Here is a 16,934-nt window from a genome sequence, read left to right on the forward strand (position 1 = left end):
GTGCAGGGCGAGCGGCGGGGAACACTGAGGCTCATGAAACATATTCTGTTCCCGACGGCGGCTGCGGCCGATGCCTTCACTGCTGACCTTCAGGCCCAGGGCGTCATCGCGCCCACCATGGGGACCAGCACCTACACCCGCCGCGCCGACGGCACCCGCGTCGACACTGGCGCGACCAGCGTGGACGCCGACGGCCCTGGCAACCTGACCATGGACCCTGACGGCGTGGGCGGCACCGCCGAGGACGCCGGTGCGGGCGCCGTGAAGGGCACGGGCGTGGGCGCCGTCGTGGGCGCCGCTGCGGGCATACTGGCGACCGGCGCGACCATCGCCACGGGCGGCCTGGCCCTTCCCGTGATTCTGGGCATGGCCGCGCTGGGTTCCGGCGTGGGCGCCGCGGTGGGCGCGACCGGCGGCGCGATGGGCGTCGACGAGACCGGCAAGGCCTACGACGACCGCTACGACGTGGACGACACCTACTACGACCGCATGGACAGCACCATCAACAGCGGTGGCCGCGTCGTGGCCGTGCATGACAGCGTGCCCCACGACATCCTGATGGACGCCGTCAGCCGTCACGGCGGCGAGATAGTGGACAGCGGCGCCCGCCGCGTCGACTACAACGCCACGATGTAACCCCCGGCACCAGAGGCCCCGGATTCGAATGAATCCGGGGCCTCTGATCTGTGGTTCAGGAATCCTCTGCAACAGGGACCGTGGGAGTGAGAGTCAGGCCCACCACGGACAGCGGTGCTCAGTTTCACCCTGGTGCTGACAGCACACCCCAGGGCTCCACCTGCCACTGCCGTCCCTCTCAGGGACTCGCACAGTTGCGCAGCTGTGCGAGTCCGCCCGATTCACAGGGAGTCAGGGACACCCTCAACATCTCTGAATGCTGCGACTGGCCGGCGCGCAGGGCCTCGCCTGCCAGTTGGACGGCCCCGCGGTCAGTCGGCGCGAGGCGGGTTTGGCAGCGCCACCTTGTGAAACCAGAAGTTTCCCAATGTCTCGATGACTTCCACGAACTCAGCGATGGACACGGGTTTGGGAATATAGGCGTTCGCGTGCAGGTTGTAGCTGCGCCAGATGTCACTCTCGGCGCGGCTGGTGGTCAGCACGATCACGGGAATGCTGCGCAGTTCGCTGTCCTCCTTGAGGATGTCCAGCAGTTCCAGGCCACTCATGCGCGGCATGTTCAGGTCCAGCAGGATCACGTCCGGTCGCGGCGCGCCGGCCTGCTCATGCTGCTGGCGCAGGAACGCCAAGGCGTCCACGCCGTCCCGGGCGTGACTCAGGTGGTGGGGAAAATGGGCCTCCTCGAAGGCTTCCTGCGTGAGCATCACGTCCGCAGGGTTGTCCTCGATCAGCAGGATTTCAACGGGTCGGGTGGTCATGTGTGGTCTCCAGAATGATCGGTCGTGTCGGGCAACGCCAGGTGGAAGGTGCTGCCCTGGCCCGGCGTGCTGTCCAGCCACAACGCGCCGCCCAGCTGCTCGGCGGCGCTGCGGGTCACGGCCAGGCCAATGCCGCTGCCGGCGTACTCTTCCATACCGTGAAGCCGCTGGAACACGCCGAAGATCCGGTCATGATACTCGGGCGCGATACCGATGCCGTTGTCACTCACGTGAATCACCCAGCGGTGAGCTTCACGTTCCGCATGTATCTGAACGTGGGGTGCAACGTCCGGCCGCTGGAATTTCAGGGCGTTCCCGATCAGGTTCTGCAGCGCGTGACGCAGGAGGTCCGGCGTGCTGATCACGCTGGGCAGCGCACCCACCTCCACCCGCGCGCCGCTGCTGCGGATCTGGGCGTCCAGGTCCCCCACAATCTGCGAGACGACCACGTTCAGGTCCACGGTCTGCGTGGCGCGCGGCGCCTTCCGCACCCGGGAATACACCAGCAGGTCCTGGATGAGGGTCTTCATGCGCAGCGTGGCGGACGTGGTGAACGCGATGTACTGCCGCGCCCGGTCGTCCAGCTGGTCGTTGTAGCGGCGGGCCAGCAGTTCGGTGTAGCTGCCGATGGTCCGCAGGGGTTCCTGCAGGTCGTGGCTGGCCACGTACGCGAACTGTTCGAGTTCGCGGTTGCTGCGCTCCAGGTGCTCGTTGCTGGCCTTCAGCGCGTCGGCCGTGGCGCTCAGCTGCCGTTCGCGGTCCTGCACGGCCCCGGCCATGACGTCGAACTGAGCGCCCAGGTAGGCGAGTTCCCGCACCGGCACGCGTGGGGTCCGCCGCCCGTAGTCACCCTGGGCGATGGCGAGCGCCGCGACGTTCAGACCCTGCAGGGTGCGGCTGACGGTACGGGTCACGCGGTAGGCGGTCAGGATCAGCAGCGCGATGCTGAGCAGCAGCCCGCCCACGCTGACCCACTGCACGAGTTGCAGCAGGTTCTTGCTGGACTGGGTCGCGTCACTCAGGCGGATGCTTTCATTCGTGGTCATGACGTCCAACACCTCGCGGGCGTCATTCAGCAACGTCAGGCCCACGCCATTCTTCACGCGGGCCACCGCCAGATTCAGGTCCTGCTGCCGAGCCTCGATCTCTCGCCGGGCGGCCTGCTCGTCCCAGCGTTCGACCAGCGCCTGCACGCGGCCCAGGTTGCGGCGCTGCAGGTCCGTGGCGCTCAGGTCGTTCAGGGCGAACACGTCGGCCCGGAAGGTCAGCCGGGCGTTCTCGTACGGTGCGAGGAAGTCCTGCTGACCGGTGATGACGTACCCCCGCTCGCCGTTTTCCATGTTGGATACCTGCCGGGCGATGTCGGTGATCAGCTGCAGCCGCGTCTGGGAGTCCAGCACCTGTTTCAATGCCTGTTCGTTGCGGTTGACGCCGTACGCCACGACCCCGCCGACGCCCAGCAGCAGCGCGAACGGCAGGATGAACGGCCGCAGCAGCACCTGCCGCAGGCTCGGTGCGGTGGAGGGGGCTGGCGTGAGGTCCGCTGCGGGCACGTCCGGCTCGGCAGGTGGGGCGAGGGCCGACATTCCCGGCATTGTAGACCAGCCTCCGCCCCCGCAGCGGGCCGGGCCACCCCCGCCACGGGAAGCCCCGGCGGAATTTTGAACCCGGTTCACTTCGGCGGGGTACAGTGAACGCATGACATTCCAGAACGTGAGTCTCACCCACGCGGGTGAGGTCGCCACGCTGACCCTGACCAGCAAGAAAGGCAGCATGGGCCCGACCTTCTGGCCCGAAATTCCCCGCGTCCTGAACGACCTGGGCGGCGCCCGCGCGCTGATCCTGCGCGGCCAGGACCTGTTCAGCGCCGGACTGGACGTCCGCGCCAGCGCCCCCGTCATCGCCCCCACCCTGGGTGACCCCGACGCGTTCGCGGCGGTCGTCGCCGAGATGCACGCCGCCATCGACGCGTTCGCCGCGCTGCCCATTCCGGTGATCGCCGCCGTGCACGGCTGGTGCATCGGCGCGGGCCTGGAACTCATCAGCGCCTGCGACATCCGCATCGCCAGCGCGGACGCCCGCTTCAGCCTCCCCGAGGTGAAACTGGGCATCACCGCCGACCTGGGCGGCCTGCAACGCCTCCCGCACCTGATCGGCACCGGCCGCACCGCGCACCTCGCCCTGACCGGCGACCCCATCGACGCGCCCACCGCCGAACGCTGGGGCCTCATCACCGAACTCCTGCCCACCCCTGACGCCCTGTTCGAGCGGGCGAATGCCCTCGCCACGGGGCTGGCCGCCCTGCCGCCCCGCGCGGTCGAGGGCACCAAACGCACCCTCCACGCGCACCTGCCCCACGCGCAGAGCCTCGACCTGGCCGTCCGCTGGAACGCCCACCACATGACCACCGACGGCCTCGCCCAGGCGCTGAAGTAGGGTCAAGGGACGAGGGTCGAAGCGTCAAAGACCCTCACCCCCCTCCGACGTTCAGACCTTTAGCTAAGACCCTCAGACCCCTTCAAGGAGCCCACCATGAGCCAGAACCCCGGCACCCTCCAGCCCGGCACCGCCGACAGCACCTTCCGCCCCGACCTGCTGCAGGGCAAGCACGCCCTGATCACCGGGGGCGGCAGCGGCATCAACCTCGGCATCGCGCAGAGCTTCGCCGCGCACGGCTGCAAGGTCACCATCCTGGGCCGCAACCTCGAGAAAGCCCAGACGGCCGCGCAGGGCATCACGGACGCCGGCGGGCAGGCCATCGGCGTCAGCGCCGACGTGCGAGACATCGCCGCCCTGCAGGCCGCCGCCGAGCAGGCCGTGGCCGCCTTCGGCCCCATCGACATCGTCCTGGCGGGCGCCGCCGGGAACTTCCCCGCCCCGGTGGACGGCATCAGCCCCAACGGCTTCAAGACCGTCGTGGACATCGACCTGCTCGGCACGTACAACACCATCAAGGCCTGCGCGCCCCACCTGACCACCCCCGGCGGGAACGTCCTCTCGATCAGCGCGTACGGCATCCCCGTGCCCATGCAGGCGCACGTCGTCGCCGCCAAGGCCGGCGTGGACGCCCTGACCCGCACCCTCGCCGTCGAGTGGGGCCTGCGCGGCATCCGCGTGAACGCCATCATCCCCGGCCCCATTGACGGCACCGAAGGCATGGCCCGCCTCGCGCCCGACGAGAAAACCCGCCAGAAGTTCATGAGCACCGTCCCCCTGGGCCGCTTCGGCATCCCGCAGGACATCGCCAACGCCGCCCTGTTCCTCGTCAGTGACGCCGCCAGCTACGTCACGGGCGTCATCCTGCCCGTCGACGGCGGCCAGAACATGCTCGGCGGCGCCCCCCAGTACCAGATGTACCAACAGATGGGCCTCGCCCTGCCAAGGAAGGACTGATCCAGGCTCTGAGCTGTGGGCTGTGAGGAATGAGCAGGCGTCCTCAGAGCGCATAGCTCAGATGCATCCTCGCGCCGTGCCTGATGCCGCTACGCTGCGGGCATGCCTGCTGCCCTCATGCCCGTTCATCAGCACCTCTCGGATCTGCGGGGGGCGGCGCTGCTGGATCTGCCGGACTGGTCGGGGGTGCGGCGCGTGAATCTGGATGGGCTGGTTCTGGAGGCCCTGCCGGAGCGGGAGGCCGCGCCGGACCTGACGGCGCTGAGCGTGTACGACAACGCGCTGACGGGCGTGCCGGACTGGGTGTGGACGCGCGGCGGGTTGCGGACGCTGAACCTGTCCGCGAACCGCTTCACGGCGCTGCCGGACGCGCTGGGTGACCTGCGTGAACTGCGGATGCTGGACCTGGGTCACAACGCGCTGGCGGCCCTGCCGGACGCCTTCGCCGGGCTGCATACGCTGGCGTTCCTGTACCTGAGCCACAACCGGCTGACGGGACTGCCAGAGTCCATGCGGCGGCTGGGCGCACTGACGTACCTGAACGTGACGGACAACGCCCTCACGCACCTGCCGGACTGGCTGGGCGAACTGCGCTCGCTGACGGAACTACGGCTGTACGGCAACCCGCTGGAAGCCCTGCCCGACAGCGTAGGGGCGCTGGAATCACTGCGGGAACTGCACGTCATGAACGCCCGCCTGTCCGCGCTGCCCGCCAGCCTGGGCGGGTGCGGGGCGTTGGAGGTGCTGGACCTGCAGGGCAACGCGTTGACGGCGCTGCCGGACTCGCTGGGGCACCTCTCCCGCCTGACGACCCTGAACCTGCGCTTCAACGCGCTGACGCACCTCCCGGGCACGCTGGGCGACCTGAGTGCGCTGCATACACTCGACCTGCGCGCCAACGGGCTGACCACCCTCCCGGAGGAACTGGCGGACCTGCCGGGACTGCGGAAACTCGACCTGCGCTGGAACCGCATCGAACGCCTACCGGACGCCTTCGACGCGCTGATCGCGCGGGGCGGTCAGGTGTACCTGTAGCGCCGGTGACTGGGAATGCCGTCTGTGCCGTGGACAGCTTGGAACACCAACAGTCGGCCCCCTCCACGCCCTAATCCCGACGCGCTCCACAGCGCGCCTGCCCGGATTTGTTATTCGTGCAGACCCGCCGAGCGCGGAGCATGTGGGTAAGAGCAGAGCGGAGGCTCGCTGGAAAGACGCGCGATCAGCGCACGACCGATTGACGACCAGGGCAGACGTCATCAGGAACAGGCGGCGCACGGTGAGCGCTGTTGCCGTGTAGAGCTCGACCGCCGAGCGGCGCGAGTGCATGGTCCCGAGCAGGACATACAAGAGGGCGTCCGGATACATCAACTCCTGACGCCGCACGTTGGGAAACTGCGCTAGAAACGGTCAATGATCAGGCGCTGCCATTTGGTGTCCTGCTTGACCAGTTCGGCTCCGTAACTCGTCATTCCGGCGTAGTCAGTGCCGTACAGCTGCACTTCCGGGCGGGTGCTCTTAAACCAGATGGCGTCGTACCGCACGCCTTCCGGCAGTCGGTAACTCTGCAGGTGCTTCAGGCGGAAGCCCTGGTTCCACAGTTGATCGTATTTCTTGCGGTAGTCCTCGTAAGTCCAGCCCTGCACCCAGGTCTGATCCGTTTTGGCCGGTTTCCAGACGGCGTTGTACTTCAGGCCTTGTGGCGTCATGAAGGCCTGCATCAGGCTGAGCTGGAGGCCCTGCGCGCGCAGTTTGCTGTCCTGATTGCTGATCTCCTGCGGACTGACCTCGTACAGTTGCACTTCAGCCCCGCCGGTCTGTTCCCAGACCGCGTTGTACAGGCGCGGCCCACTGGCACTTGAGTAAGTGTTCAGCACTTTCAGGCGCCAGCCAGCGGCCCAGAGGCCGTCGTACATGGAGCGGTACGCCTGATACGGTTTGTCGAAGGTGGTCATCTGTTTGGGTTGACCTCCTTCCCATACGGCGTTGACGCGGACGTCACTTCCGTCTCGTGACATCTGCAGGTGGGTCAGTCCCATGCCCGCGTTGACCTTATCGTTGTGCGTGGACAGGAATTTCTCCTTGGTGATCGACGCCGCCGAGTAGCTGGGCTGGCCGTTGCCTTTGACCCACACCGCGTTGTACTTCCATGGTTTTTCCGTTGGCGCTGGGGTGGCCACCTGAACCGGTATCCGCTGCACGTTGATCAGCGTGCGGTAGTTCCAGGTGCTGAAGCCGATGCCGTCTTCCCAGAAGTGAAAGTCCAGATTCTCCTGCGCAGGCCCTTTCGGGGAGATGTTGAAGTTGTATGTGCCCAGCAGGTCGTCCGCGTCCTTGCCTGCAACCCAGCTGAAGGCCTTGTAGCCGTAATCTAGGACGGCACCCGCAGCTGCCGCGATGGGATTACTGGATGACTGCAAGGCTTTCCCGCCTTTTTCAGCCAGCTGATCAAGCCATTTGGGTCGCTGCGCCCAGTCCTTGGCGAAGTCCTCATCGTATGCGCGCAGGGAGCCGATCAGCGGCTGGTTGTCATCCACGATGCCGTCGTACAAGACGTTCGGATTGCCCCATGGAAGTTTTTCATCATCGTTGATTCGGACGGGCGTCGTGATCATGGCCTGCGCGGTCTCTTTCGTCCCGGCAGACAGGAAGGACACGGCGTAGAGCGAATCTGCTCCTGAGGCGTCCTCTGTGTTGCCGCAGTGGACCGGGGTCAGGGTGACCACGATTCTGACTCTCCCGGCTTCCGACCACGACCCGGCCAGACAGGCACCCGCCGCTAACGTGAACATCGCTTTTCTGAACATGTAACGCCTCCTGACAGCGAGGGAGCAGCCCTGCGCTGATGGCATTACCGTAGAAAGCGAGGCGTATCAGAGCCGTTTCAGTTGGAGATCCACCCAGCAGTCCCCTTCACTTGCACAGGTCGGCCGTGCAGATCTCGACTTCGGCGGAGTCGCGGCCCGGCTGGACGACGAGTTTCAGGGTGAGCTGGCCGTTCTCGTAGGCGTAGCTGTCGCCGTTGGTGGTGGGCAGGGCGCTGAGGGTGACTTTCTTGAGGAGGTTGCGGTTGTCGATCCACCAGTCGCGGTAGATGCGGGGCTCCGCAGCGGCGGGGAGGGTGACGGTGAGGGTGTCGCCGGGCTGGCGGTGTTCGATGCCGAGGCGCAGGTGGGGGCTGGCGGCGCTGGGCGTGAGGGTGTAGGCGTGCCCCAGGCGGGTGCTGGTGCTGAAGTTGGTGGAGTTGCTGGGCGTGCCGTTCAGTTGAAGCGTGCCGTGCGGGCCGGTCACGTTCACGGGCGCGAGTTTGCCGCCCGTGGTGTCCTGGAGCCACAGGCGGGCGTACGTGCCGGTGCAGGTGCTGGCGTTCCAGGTGGGGTTGGGGGTGCAGTCGGGCGCGCCTTTCAGGAGGGGGCTGGCGGTGACGGTGGTGCCTGCCTTGCCGGTGGTGGTGCCGTCGGTGTCGAGGAACGTGGCGGCCTTGTCGCCGTCCTTGTCGGGTTCGGGGGTAGGGAAGTACGCGCGGGTGCTGGTGTCGGCCCAGCGGAGGTTCAGGGCGTTGTTGGTGGGGATGAGGGCGAAGGCGTTTTTGGTCTGGTACCCGAGGCCGCTGGCCTGCCGGGTGGCGTCGGGCGTGAATCCGGCGAGGGTGGCGCCGTCGATGGTGACGTGCCCGTCGTAGAACTGGAAGCCACGGATGGGGAACGAGGCGTCCCAGGGGCGCGGGAGGGCGCGGCCGCCGGTGCCGGTGGGTTCCCAGGCGTCCGGCTGGCCGAGGTTGGGCGTCTCGCCGATCAGGATGCCGCCCCTCAGGGTGCTGTCGTCGCTGGCGAAGGTGGCGCCGACGCCGTTGTCGGCGAGGGTGGCGTTCAGCAGGACGTGGTTCCGGCCACGCAGCCACACACCGTGGTCGCGGTTCTTGTACGCGGTGAAGGTGCTCAGGGTGGCGGTGACGGGCGCGCTTTTGGGGTCGCTGGGCGTGGTGACGGGGTGGTAGGAGGTGACCTCGGTGGTGCCGTCGGGTTTCGGGCCGCCATCGAGGTTCAGGCCGCGGTCGGTGCCGTGCGCGACGTTGCCGCTGAAGTCGCCCAGGGGGGTGCGGCGGGGCCAGAGGTCGGTCCTGGCGGCGGCGAGGCCGGTGGGGTGTTCGGGGAACGCGAGCCAGAAGCCGGTGCCGTCCACCCCGGCGGCGACGTTGTTCCTGACGGTGTTGGCGGGGTGGGTGATCCAGTACGCGGCGGGGCGTTTGTCGCTGCCCAGCAGGGGCGTCTGGCCGAGCTTGCTGTCGGGCGCCCTGACGCGCGTGACGAGGTTCCCGCTGAGGGTATTGCCGGTCTCGTCACCGTCTTCCAGGAAGACGCAGTGGCCGATATTGTCGTACGTGACGTTGTCCTGCACGCGCAGCCCCGAGGTGCCGTGCACGACGACGCAGCGGTTGAAGGCGGCGTGGACGCTGCTGCCGCGCAGGTACGAGGTCGGGGCGCTGCCCAGCTGGTGGAAGTGCACAGGGTAGCGGCGCAGGGTGTTCAGCTGCCCCACGCGGGTGAATTCCGCGCCCTCGATGCGGGCGGTGCTGGTGCCCATGATCATGACGTGCGCGCCCACGCCGGTCTGCGCAGCGTCGTCCGTGGCGGCCACGACGACGTTGCGGGTCAGGAGGCCCACCTCGGCCCGTTCGTTCACGCTGAGGCCCGCGACGGTGATCGGGTCGCCCCAGTGCGTGTATTTCAGGGGTGCGGCCAGGGTGACGGTGCTGCCGCTGACGCGCTGCACGGTGACCTGCTCGGTCTGGTTCGCGTTGAAGTCCGTGCTGGTCAGGGTGAGGTTGTCGCCGGGCTGCCAGTCGGGCGCGCGGTCCAGCGCCAGGGTGCTGCTGCCCTTGCGGGCGGTGGCGTTCAGGCGCGTCCAGGCGAGGCGGGGCTGCCCGTGGAGTTCCAGGGTGCCGTCCATGACGCCCAGCACGCGGTCGCCCATGCCCATGACGTCCTCACCGGGGGCCTTGTTCGTCAGGAGGATCTCGGCGTGGTGCGTGAAGGGTTTCGCCTCGCTGCCGATGCGGAGTTCGCCGTGCACCATGACCCACTCGGCACGCAGGGTGCGGTCGGCCGTGTCGTCGAATTCCAGGGCGCTGCCTGCGGGGATGGTCAGGCCGCCCAGGTCCGGCGGGGTGGTGTCCAGCAGCACGCGTTTCCCGGCGGGGAGGGTGACCTTCTGCCCGGCGGCGGGCAGCGTGCCGCCCCAGGTGGCGGGATCGCTCCACTTCACGCTGAGGAGCGTGGGGGCCGGTGTAGGTGCCGGGGTCGGTGCGGGTGTGGGGCTGGGTGTCGGGGTGGGGGTGCCGCTGCCGCCCGACCCTGAGCCGCAGGCGGTCAGGAACGCGGTGATGAGCAGAACGGTGGCAGGGCGGCGGGCGGGCATGAAGGAATGATAAACGCACGGTCAGCACCGGGGCGTGAAGGACTTCGCACCCCTCCCCCATCCTGCCCGCACCGGCATCAGCACCGTCAGGGACAGCGTTCCCAGTCGAAGCACTGCGCGAAGTGGTGCGAGGTCACGACTGCCTGAACCTCGCACACCCACTTACTCATAGTTTTCATAATAGATTTCTGGATTATGAGTTAAGCAAGAGGTTGCACCATAGGAGGCACCCCATGACCACTCCCCTGAACGACCACAACATCATCCTCGACACCGACAGCTACAAGAGCAGCCACTTCCTGCAGTACCCGAAAGGCACCACCCGCCTCTTCAGCTATCTGGAAAGTCGCGGCGGCAAGTACCCGCAGACGCGCTTCTTCGGCCTGCAGTACATCCTCGACCGCTACCTGACCACCCGCGTCACCGCCGAGATGGTCGAGGAAGCCCGCGCGCTGATCGAGGCGCACGGCGAACCCTTCCCCTACGAAGGCTGGATGCGCGTCGTGAACGTCCACGGCGGCCGCCTCCCCCTGGAAGTCCGCGCCGTGCCGGAAGGCACGCTGGTGCCCATCCACAACGTCCTGCTGAGCTGCACGAACACCGACCCCGAGCTGCCGTGGCTGGTCGGCTGGTTCGAGACGATGCTGATGCGCGTCTGGTACCCCACCACCGTCGCCACGCAGAGCTGGCACATCCGCGAGATCATCCGCGCCGCCCTCGAAAAAACCAGCGACCGCCCGGCCGAGGAACTCCCGTTCAAACTGCACGACTTCGGGTCCAGGGGCGTCAGCAGCCGCGAAAGCGCAGGCATCGGCGGCCTCGCGCACCTCATCAACTTCCAGGGCAGCGACACCCTCGAAGCCCTGCGCGTCGCCCGGAACCACTACGACGCCGACATCGCCGCCTTCAGCATCCCCGCCGCCGAGCACAGCACCATCACGTCCTGGGGCAAGGCGCACGAGGTCGACGCGTACCGCAACATGATCACGCAGTTCAGCCGCCCCGGCAGCATCTACGCCGTCGTCAGCGACAGCTACGACCTCAAGAACGCCATCAACACCCTCTGGGGCGAGGAACTCAAAGCCGAAGTCATCGCCTCGGGCGGTACCCTGGTCGTCCGGCCCGACAGCGGCGAACCGCCCGCCATGGTCCGCCTCGCCGTGAACGCCCTGGCCGCCAAGTACGGCACGACCACCAACAGCAAGGGCTACAAGGTCCTGAACCACGTGCGCGTCATCCAGGGCGACGGCATCGACGAGGACACCATCCGCCAGATCCTCGGGAATCTCGACGTGGACGGCTACAGCGCCGAAAACGTGAGCTTCGGCATGGGCGGAGCCCTGTTGCAGAAAGTCGACCGCGACACCCAACGCTTCGCGTACAAGGCCAGCGCAGGCCAGATCGACGGCGCGTACCGCGGCATCTACAAAGACCCCGTCACCGACCCCGGCAAACGCAGCAAGGACGGCGTCCTCGACCTCGTGCAGGAAGGCGGCCGCATGGTCACCAAGGCGTACAGGACCTTCGACACCGACTTCCCCGGCAGCCTCATGCGCACCGTGTACAAAGACGGCGAACTGATCGTCCGCGACACGTTGGACACGATCCGGGGGCGCGGCTAAGCCATGAATCTCACAGGCGTCCGCTTCGACCTCCGGGATCGCCACCCGGCGGTCGTGGACGCCTGGGCGGCGCATTTCGCGGGTGTGGATCAGGTGCGCGTGCAGGTTGGGGACATCTTTCAGGATGAGGCGGACGCGCTGGTCAGCCCCGCGAACAGTTTCGGGTTCATGGACGGCGGGATCGATCTGGCGTTCAGTGAGCAGTTCGGGTGGGACCTGCAGGCACGCGTGCAGGAGCGCATCCGCCGGGACTATCACGGGGAGTTGCTGGTCGGGCAGGCGCTTATCGTGCCGACGCTGGACGCGGTGTGGCCGCACCTGATCTGCGCGCCGACCATGCGCGTCCCGGCAGACGTGTCCGGCACGCCGAATGCGTTCCTGGCGTTCCGGGCGGCGCTGCTGGCAGTGCAGGCGCACAACGCGTCGGGCGGGTCGCCCATCCGGCGGGTGGCGTGTCCGGGGCTGGGCACCGCGATTGGCCGCATAGCGCCGGACGTGTGCGCCCGGCAGATGCGCGCCGCGTTCGACGCGGTGGTGCTGGGCCGCACGCCGGAGCTGCCCACGTTGCAGGACGCGAAGCTCTGGCACGTGCGGCTGACCCGCGCGGATCTGTGAACGGCAGCAGCCCCCGGCCAACGCTGGGGGCTGCTGTTCCGTTTACTCGTCGTCCTCTTCGGGGAGGTCGGTGTCTGTGGTGTCGGGGGCGGGTGGGGCGTTGCGGTTCTTGCCGATCTCGCGGACGCGGCCACCGAAGCGGTTGCGGATGTCCTCGTAGACGGGGTGGGCGCGGATGTCGCCGGGCCGTCCGGGGGTCGCCCTGGCGTCCTGTGGGGGGGCTTTCGCTTCCTGCGGGGCGGGCGTGGGGGCCAGGGTGGGTTTCGGGGCGGGCCGGGGCACGCTGAGGTCCGCGAAGGGCATGTCCTCCTCGGGTGGCAGGTCGCCGAGCAGGTCGGGGCCGCCGAAGGCGTTCCAGTCGGGTTCCTCGGTGATGACCTCGCCCAGGTAGAGGTTCCGTTCGCTGCGGGGGGGCGGCCCGGCGTCACGGGGGGTGCTGGCGGGCTGCGCGGCGGGCGTGTCGTCCCACGGGCCGGATTCGAGGTCGGCCAGTGGGGCGGGCGCGGCGTCGTCCGGGCTGGCGGGGGGCACGCGCCGTTCGGGGAGGGGTGGGGGGAGCGTGGCGACGCTGGCGCGCGGGGGCGGGGCGGCCTGGGTCTGCGGGGTGGCCTGCGGCGGCTGCGCCTGCATGGGCTGGACCTGAGTGGATTGCGCTTGGCTGGCCTGGGCCTGTGGCGGGTCGATGGGCGCGAAGTCCGGGCCGCGCGTGCTCGTGGGGCGGCGGGGGGCGCTGCGGGTCGGGTCGAACGGCGCGACGTCCGGCACGGCCCCGTGGTCCGGCGCAGGCTCGCGGACGGGAGGAGCGGCGCGGGCCGGGGCTGGGGCGGGTGGGGTGGGGTCGGGCGTGGGTGCCGGGGTGCTGCCCGCCTGTCCCCCACCGGATTGACCTCCGCCGAGGTTCACGCGGCGACCCCCCTCCGGTGCGATCAGTTCGAACGTGACCGGCCCGAAGACCGTCAGGACGATCTTGGCGATGTCGTCGAATTTTGCGGCGACCTGTTTGGCGTGGAAGGCGTTGCGGTCGTCGTACCCGAGGCTGACGTAGCCGGGTTCGGCGTGCTGCCGGGCGGGTTTCAGGAACGCGCGCAGCTGCATGCTGGCCTGTCGGGTCACGTCCGCCCAGCTGCCCCCCGTCGGGGCGGGGACGGGCTGGGTGGGGTCGGGACTGGCGGCGCGCGGGCCGGGGCCTGCGCCGCCGGGCGCGGGGGTGGGCGCGCGGCGGGCCTCCCCCACCGGGCCGGATTGCGCGGCGGGTGGGTTGGCGCGCAGCGTGGCGAGTTCCTTCTCCAGGCGGTTCAGGCGCTGCGCGAGGTCAGCCGGGAGGGCGCCCCCCGCGCCCGCGCTGGCCGGGGCGCTGCTGCCGGTCACGCTGTCGGCGGCGAGCAGGGCGTGCGTCAGGGCCAGTTCGAGGCTCTGCTGGTCGGCCGCGCGGGCAAAGCGGGATTCCTGCTCGTCCAGCGCCGCCTGGAGTTTCAGCAGGCGGGGAATGTCCGCGCCGTCCAAGCGGCCCTCGGGGTTCAGGCCCAGTTCGGCGTGCAGGGCCGCGCCCAGCGCCGCGACGAGCCCCTCGACGACCGTGCGGGCCGCGAAGCCGTCGCGGTACAGGTGCCCCGCGCCACTCAGGGCGGCGCCCGCGTCGCCACTCACCAGGGCGGCGGCGATGCCGCGCACACGCTCGCCGGGCGGGAGACCCAGCGCCTCCTCCACACCCGCGCGGGTCACGGCCGTTCCGGCGGCCAGCATGCGTTCCAGCAGGCTCTCGCCGTCACGCATCGCCCCGTCGGCCAGTCGCCCGATGAGTTGCAGCGCGTCGCCCTCGGCGCGGACGCCCTCGCGCTGGGCGAGTCCGGCGAGTTTCCCGGCGATCTCCTCCGGGGTCAGGCGGCGGAAACGGTAGTGCTGGCAGCGGGAGAGGATCGTGGGGATGATCTTCTCCGGTTCGGTGGTCGCCAGGATGAAGATGACGTGACCGGGTGGCTCCTCCAGCGTCTTGAGGAGCGCGTTGAACGCCGCGCGGCTCATCATGTGCGCCTCGTCCAGGATGTAGATCTTCTTCCCGCCGCGCATGGCCGCCAGACCGACCTTCTCGCGCAGGTCACGGACGTCGTCGACGCTGTTGTTGCTGGCCGCGTCGATCTCCATGACGTCCGGGTGCGACCCGGCGCGGACACTCAGGCACGACTCGCACTCCCCGCAGGGTTTCGGCAGGGGGCCGGTGCAGTTGGCGGTCATGGCGATCAGGCGGGCGGTGGTGGTCTTCCCCACCCCGCGCGGCCCGCTGAACAGGTACGCGTGCCCGACGCGCCCCTGCTCCAGCGCGGCCTTCAGGACGTCCTTGACGTGCTCCTGCCCGACCACGTCCTCCCACCGGACCGGGCGGGCCCGCTGGTAGATGGCACTCACGCGCTCCTCCGTCCGGCGCGGCGCAGGAGCGGCTCGAACGCTGAACCACGCGGCCTCTCGCCGCTCAACCCGACCTCATCCCTGCACGCACGCCGCTTCACCTCACCATTCTAGAGCCCACGGGAAGCGGGGCGCAGTGACGGGGGGAGGAGTTGATGGTTGATGGTCGAAGGTTGATGGAGGGACGGCCGTTTCCATCAACCATCACCTTTCAACCATCACCCCTTCCGCAGTGGGAGGTAGCGGGGTTCCCAGGCGCGGTCGCGGATGACCTGTTCGAGTTCGTCCTGGGTCATGTTGCGGATGCGGCGTTCGGCGCACACGCCGTCGCGGATGGATTGCAGGGCGACGTTCACGGCCACCTGGATGCTCAGTTCGCGCAGGTCGCTGATGGGCGGGTAGACGCGCTCGCCGTACTGCGCGGTGAATTCGGCCAGGGTGCGGGCGGCTTCCATGACCATGGTGTCGGTGATTTCGCGGGCGCGGCTGGCGATCGCGCCGAAGCCCAGGCCGGGGAAGATGAACGCGTTGTTGCCCTGCCCGATGGGGTGACGCTGCCCGTCGTACTCGACATCGGGGAAGGGGCTGCCGGACGCGACGATGGCGCCGCCGTGTGTCCAGTGGATGACGTCGGCGGGGCGCGCCTCAACGTGGCTGCTGGGGTTGCTCAGCGGGAACACGATGGGGCGCGGGGTGTGTTCCAGCATGGCCTGGATGCTCTCCTGGCGGAACAGGCCGGGCACGCCGGTGAAGCCCAGCAGCGCCGTGGCGCGCGCGTTCACGAGGACGTCGTGCATGCTGGGGTAATCGCCCTCGTACGTCCAGCCCTGGAGGTCCTCGGGGCGGCGCACGAAGCTCATCTGCTGTTCCTCCAGGTCCGGCTGGCCGTGCATGAGCAGGCCGTGGCGGTCCACGACGAACACGCGGGCGTTCGCGTCAGCAAAGCTCAGGCCGCCCCAGGTCATCAGGCCCTGCCGGATCGCCATGGCCACGCCGATCCCGGCGGCGCCCGCGCCGACGATCACGAACACCTGGTCCTCCAGCTGCTCGCCCTTGATCTGCGCGGCACGCATCAGGCCCGCCAGCGCCATGGCGCCCGTGCCCTGAATGTCGTCGTTGAAGCTGGGCACCACGCGGCGGTAGCGGTCCAGGACGCGGAAGGCGGTGCCGCGGCTGAAGTCCTCCCACTGGATGATCGCCTTCGGGTAGCGGTGCGACACGGCCTCCACGAACGCGTCCAGGAACTCGTCGTACGCGGCGCCGGTGAGGCGCTGGTGGTGCACGCCCAGGTACAGCGGGTCGTCGATCAGGTCCTGGCGGTTCGTGCCGACGTCCAGTTCCACCGGGAGGGTCTTGTCGGGGCCGACGCCCCCGGCGGCGGTGTACAGCGACAGCTTGCCGATGCTGATCGCCATGCCGCCGAAGCCCTGGTCGCCGATGCCGAGGATGGCGCTGCTGTCGGTCGCGACGATCATGCGGACGTCGTTCACGGTGACGTTCTCCAGCATGTCGTCCACCCGGTCGATGTCGCCGGTGCTGACCGTGAAACCGCGCGGGTAGCGGTAGTTGCTGGAGTAGTTCCGGACCGCCTCGCCCACGGTGGGCGTGTAGATGATGGGCAGCATCTCCTCGAGGTGGTCTTCGAGGATGGCGTAGAACAGCACCTCGTTGCGGTCCTGCAGGGCGCGCAGGTACTCGTGTTTTTCCAGGTCGGAGCCGCACTTCAGGTAGCGCAGGTACGTGCGTTCCTTCTGCTCGTCGAAGGTGCTGGTGTGGGGCGGCACGAGGCCCTCCAGATCCAGTTCGCGCCGTTCCTGGGGCGTGAAGGCGGTGGTCTTGTTCAGCAGGGGGTTCTGCAGCAGGGCCAGACCCGTCACGTTCACGCGGATGAAGCGCTGACCGGCCTCATCGCGCTGCACGTCGTAGTACCGGGACACGGGAAGAGATTTCGGCATGACGCTCCAGCATAGCGGCCCCCCGCTGCACCCTGTCCAGGAACACGGCGCACGAAACGCACGCCGCCCCCCAGGCCGCAGCGGACGTCAGTTCAGCCCGTGAACAGAAGGCGGGCAGAGGCGGGAACCGGCCCCCT

Annotated in this window: 12 protein-coding genes; 6 read left to right on the forward strand and 6 right to left on the reverse strand. The window is 68.7% G+C overall.

What is annotated here, in order from left to right; genetic code table 11:
• Positions 1-33: 33 nt before the first annotated feature.
• Positions 34-636, forward strand: a complete 603-nt coding sequence (locus IEY69_RS16920) for a hypothetical protein (RefSeq protein ID WP_189074327.1) — start codon at positions 34-36, stop codon at positions 634-636.
• A gap of 311 nt (positions 637-947) precedes the next feature.
• Here IEY69_RS16920 and IEY69_RS16925 read toward each other — a convergent pair whose 3' ends face one another.
• Positions 948-1,394: a response regulator gene (locus tag IEY69_RS16925; protein WP_189074328.1), complete on the reverse strand. Its 447-nt coding sequence runs from the start codon at positions 1,392-1,394 to the stop codon at positions 948-950.
• Positions 1,391-2,980, reverse strand: a complete 1,590-nt coding sequence (locus IEY69_RS16930; RefSeq protein ID WP_229784055.1) for a sensor histidine kinase — start codon at positions 2,978-2,980, stop codon at positions 1,391-1,393. Before IEY69_RS16930 ends, IEY69_RS16925 begins: the two co-directional genes overlap by 4 nt.
• Before the next feature lie 112 nt (positions 2,981-3,092).
• On the opposite strand from IEY69_RS16930, the gene IEY69_RS16935 reads away from it, so the two are divergent.
• From IEY69_RS16935 to IEY69_RS16945, 3 genes are all read left to right on the forward strand, one after another.
• Positions 3,093-3,830, forward strand: a complete 738-nt coding sequence (locus IEY69_RS16935) for an enoyl-CoA hydratase-related protein (protein WP_189074330.1) — start codon at positions 3,093-3,095, stop codon at positions 3,828-3,830.
• 96 nt (positions 3,831-3,926) lie between these two features.
• Complete coding sequence (locus IEY69_RS16940; RefSeq protein WP_189074331.1) at positions 3,927-4,787, forward strand: SDR family oxidoreductase; 861 nt, start codon at positions 3,927-3,929, stop codon at positions 4,785-4,787.
• 102 nt (positions 4,788-4,889) lie between these two features.
• Positions 4,890-5,822, forward strand: coding sequence for a leucine-rich repeat domain-containing protein (locus IEY69_RS16945; protein WP_189074332.1), 933 nt, complete (start codon positions 4,890-4,892; stop codon positions 5,820-5,822).
• 362 nt (positions 5,823-6,184) lie between these two features.
• Here IEY69_RS16945 and IEY69_RS16950 read toward each other — a convergent pair whose 3' ends face one another.
• Entirely contained in the window at positions 6,185-7,591 is a 1,407-nt protein-coding gene (locus IEY69_RS16950; protein ID WP_189074333.1) for a hypothetical protein, read from the reverse strand.
• A 106-nt stretch (positions 7,592-7,697) separates the two neighbouring features.
• Positions 7,698-10,202, reverse strand: coding sequence for a G8 domain-containing protein (locus IEY69_RS22020; RefSeq protein ID WP_189074334.1), 2,505 nt, complete (start codon positions 10,200-10,202; stop codon positions 7,698-7,700).
• 233 nt (positions 10,203-10,435) lie between these two features.
• Between IEY69_RS22020 and IEY69_RS16960 the strand changes: the two genes are divergently transcribed.
• Positions 10,436-11,824, forward strand: a complete 1,389-nt coding sequence (locus IEY69_RS16960; RefSeq protein ID WP_189074335.1) for a nicotinate phosphoribosyltransferase — start codon at positions 10,436-10,438, stop codon at positions 11,822-11,824.
• Between the two features lie 3 nt (positions 11,825-11,827).
• Positions 11,828-12,439, forward strand: a complete 612-nt coding sequence (locus IEY69_RS16965; protein WP_189074336.1) for a macro domain-containing protein — start codon at positions 11,828-11,830, stop codon at positions 12,437-12,439.
• Positions 12,440-12,481: 42 nt separating this feature from the next.
• On the opposite strand, the gene dnaX is transcribed toward IEY69_RS16965, so the two are convergent.
• Both dnaX and IEY69_RS16975 read right to left on the reverse strand, forming a co-directional pair.
• The gene (dnaX, locus tag IEY69_RS16970) at positions 12,482-14,842 is read right to left on the reverse strand and encodes a DNA polymerase III subunit gamma/tau (RefSeq protein WP_189074337.1); all 2,361 of its coding nucleotides are present in this window, start codon (positions 14,840-14,842) and stop codon (positions 12,482-12,484) included.
• Between the two features lie 218 nt (positions 14,843-15,060).
• Positions 15,061-16,797: an NAD-dependent malic enzyme gene (locus tag IEY69_RS16975; RefSeq protein WP_189074338.1), complete on the reverse strand. Its 1,737-nt coding sequence runs from the start codon at positions 16,795-16,797 to the stop codon at positions 15,061-15,063.
• Between the last annotated feature and the right edge of the window lie 137 nt (positions 16,798-16,934).

This window comes from Deinococcus sedimenti, from assembly GCF_014648135.1.
Taxonomy (GTDB): Bacteria; Deinococcota; Deinococci; order Deinococcales; family Deinococcaceae; genus Deinococcus; species Deinococcus sedimenti.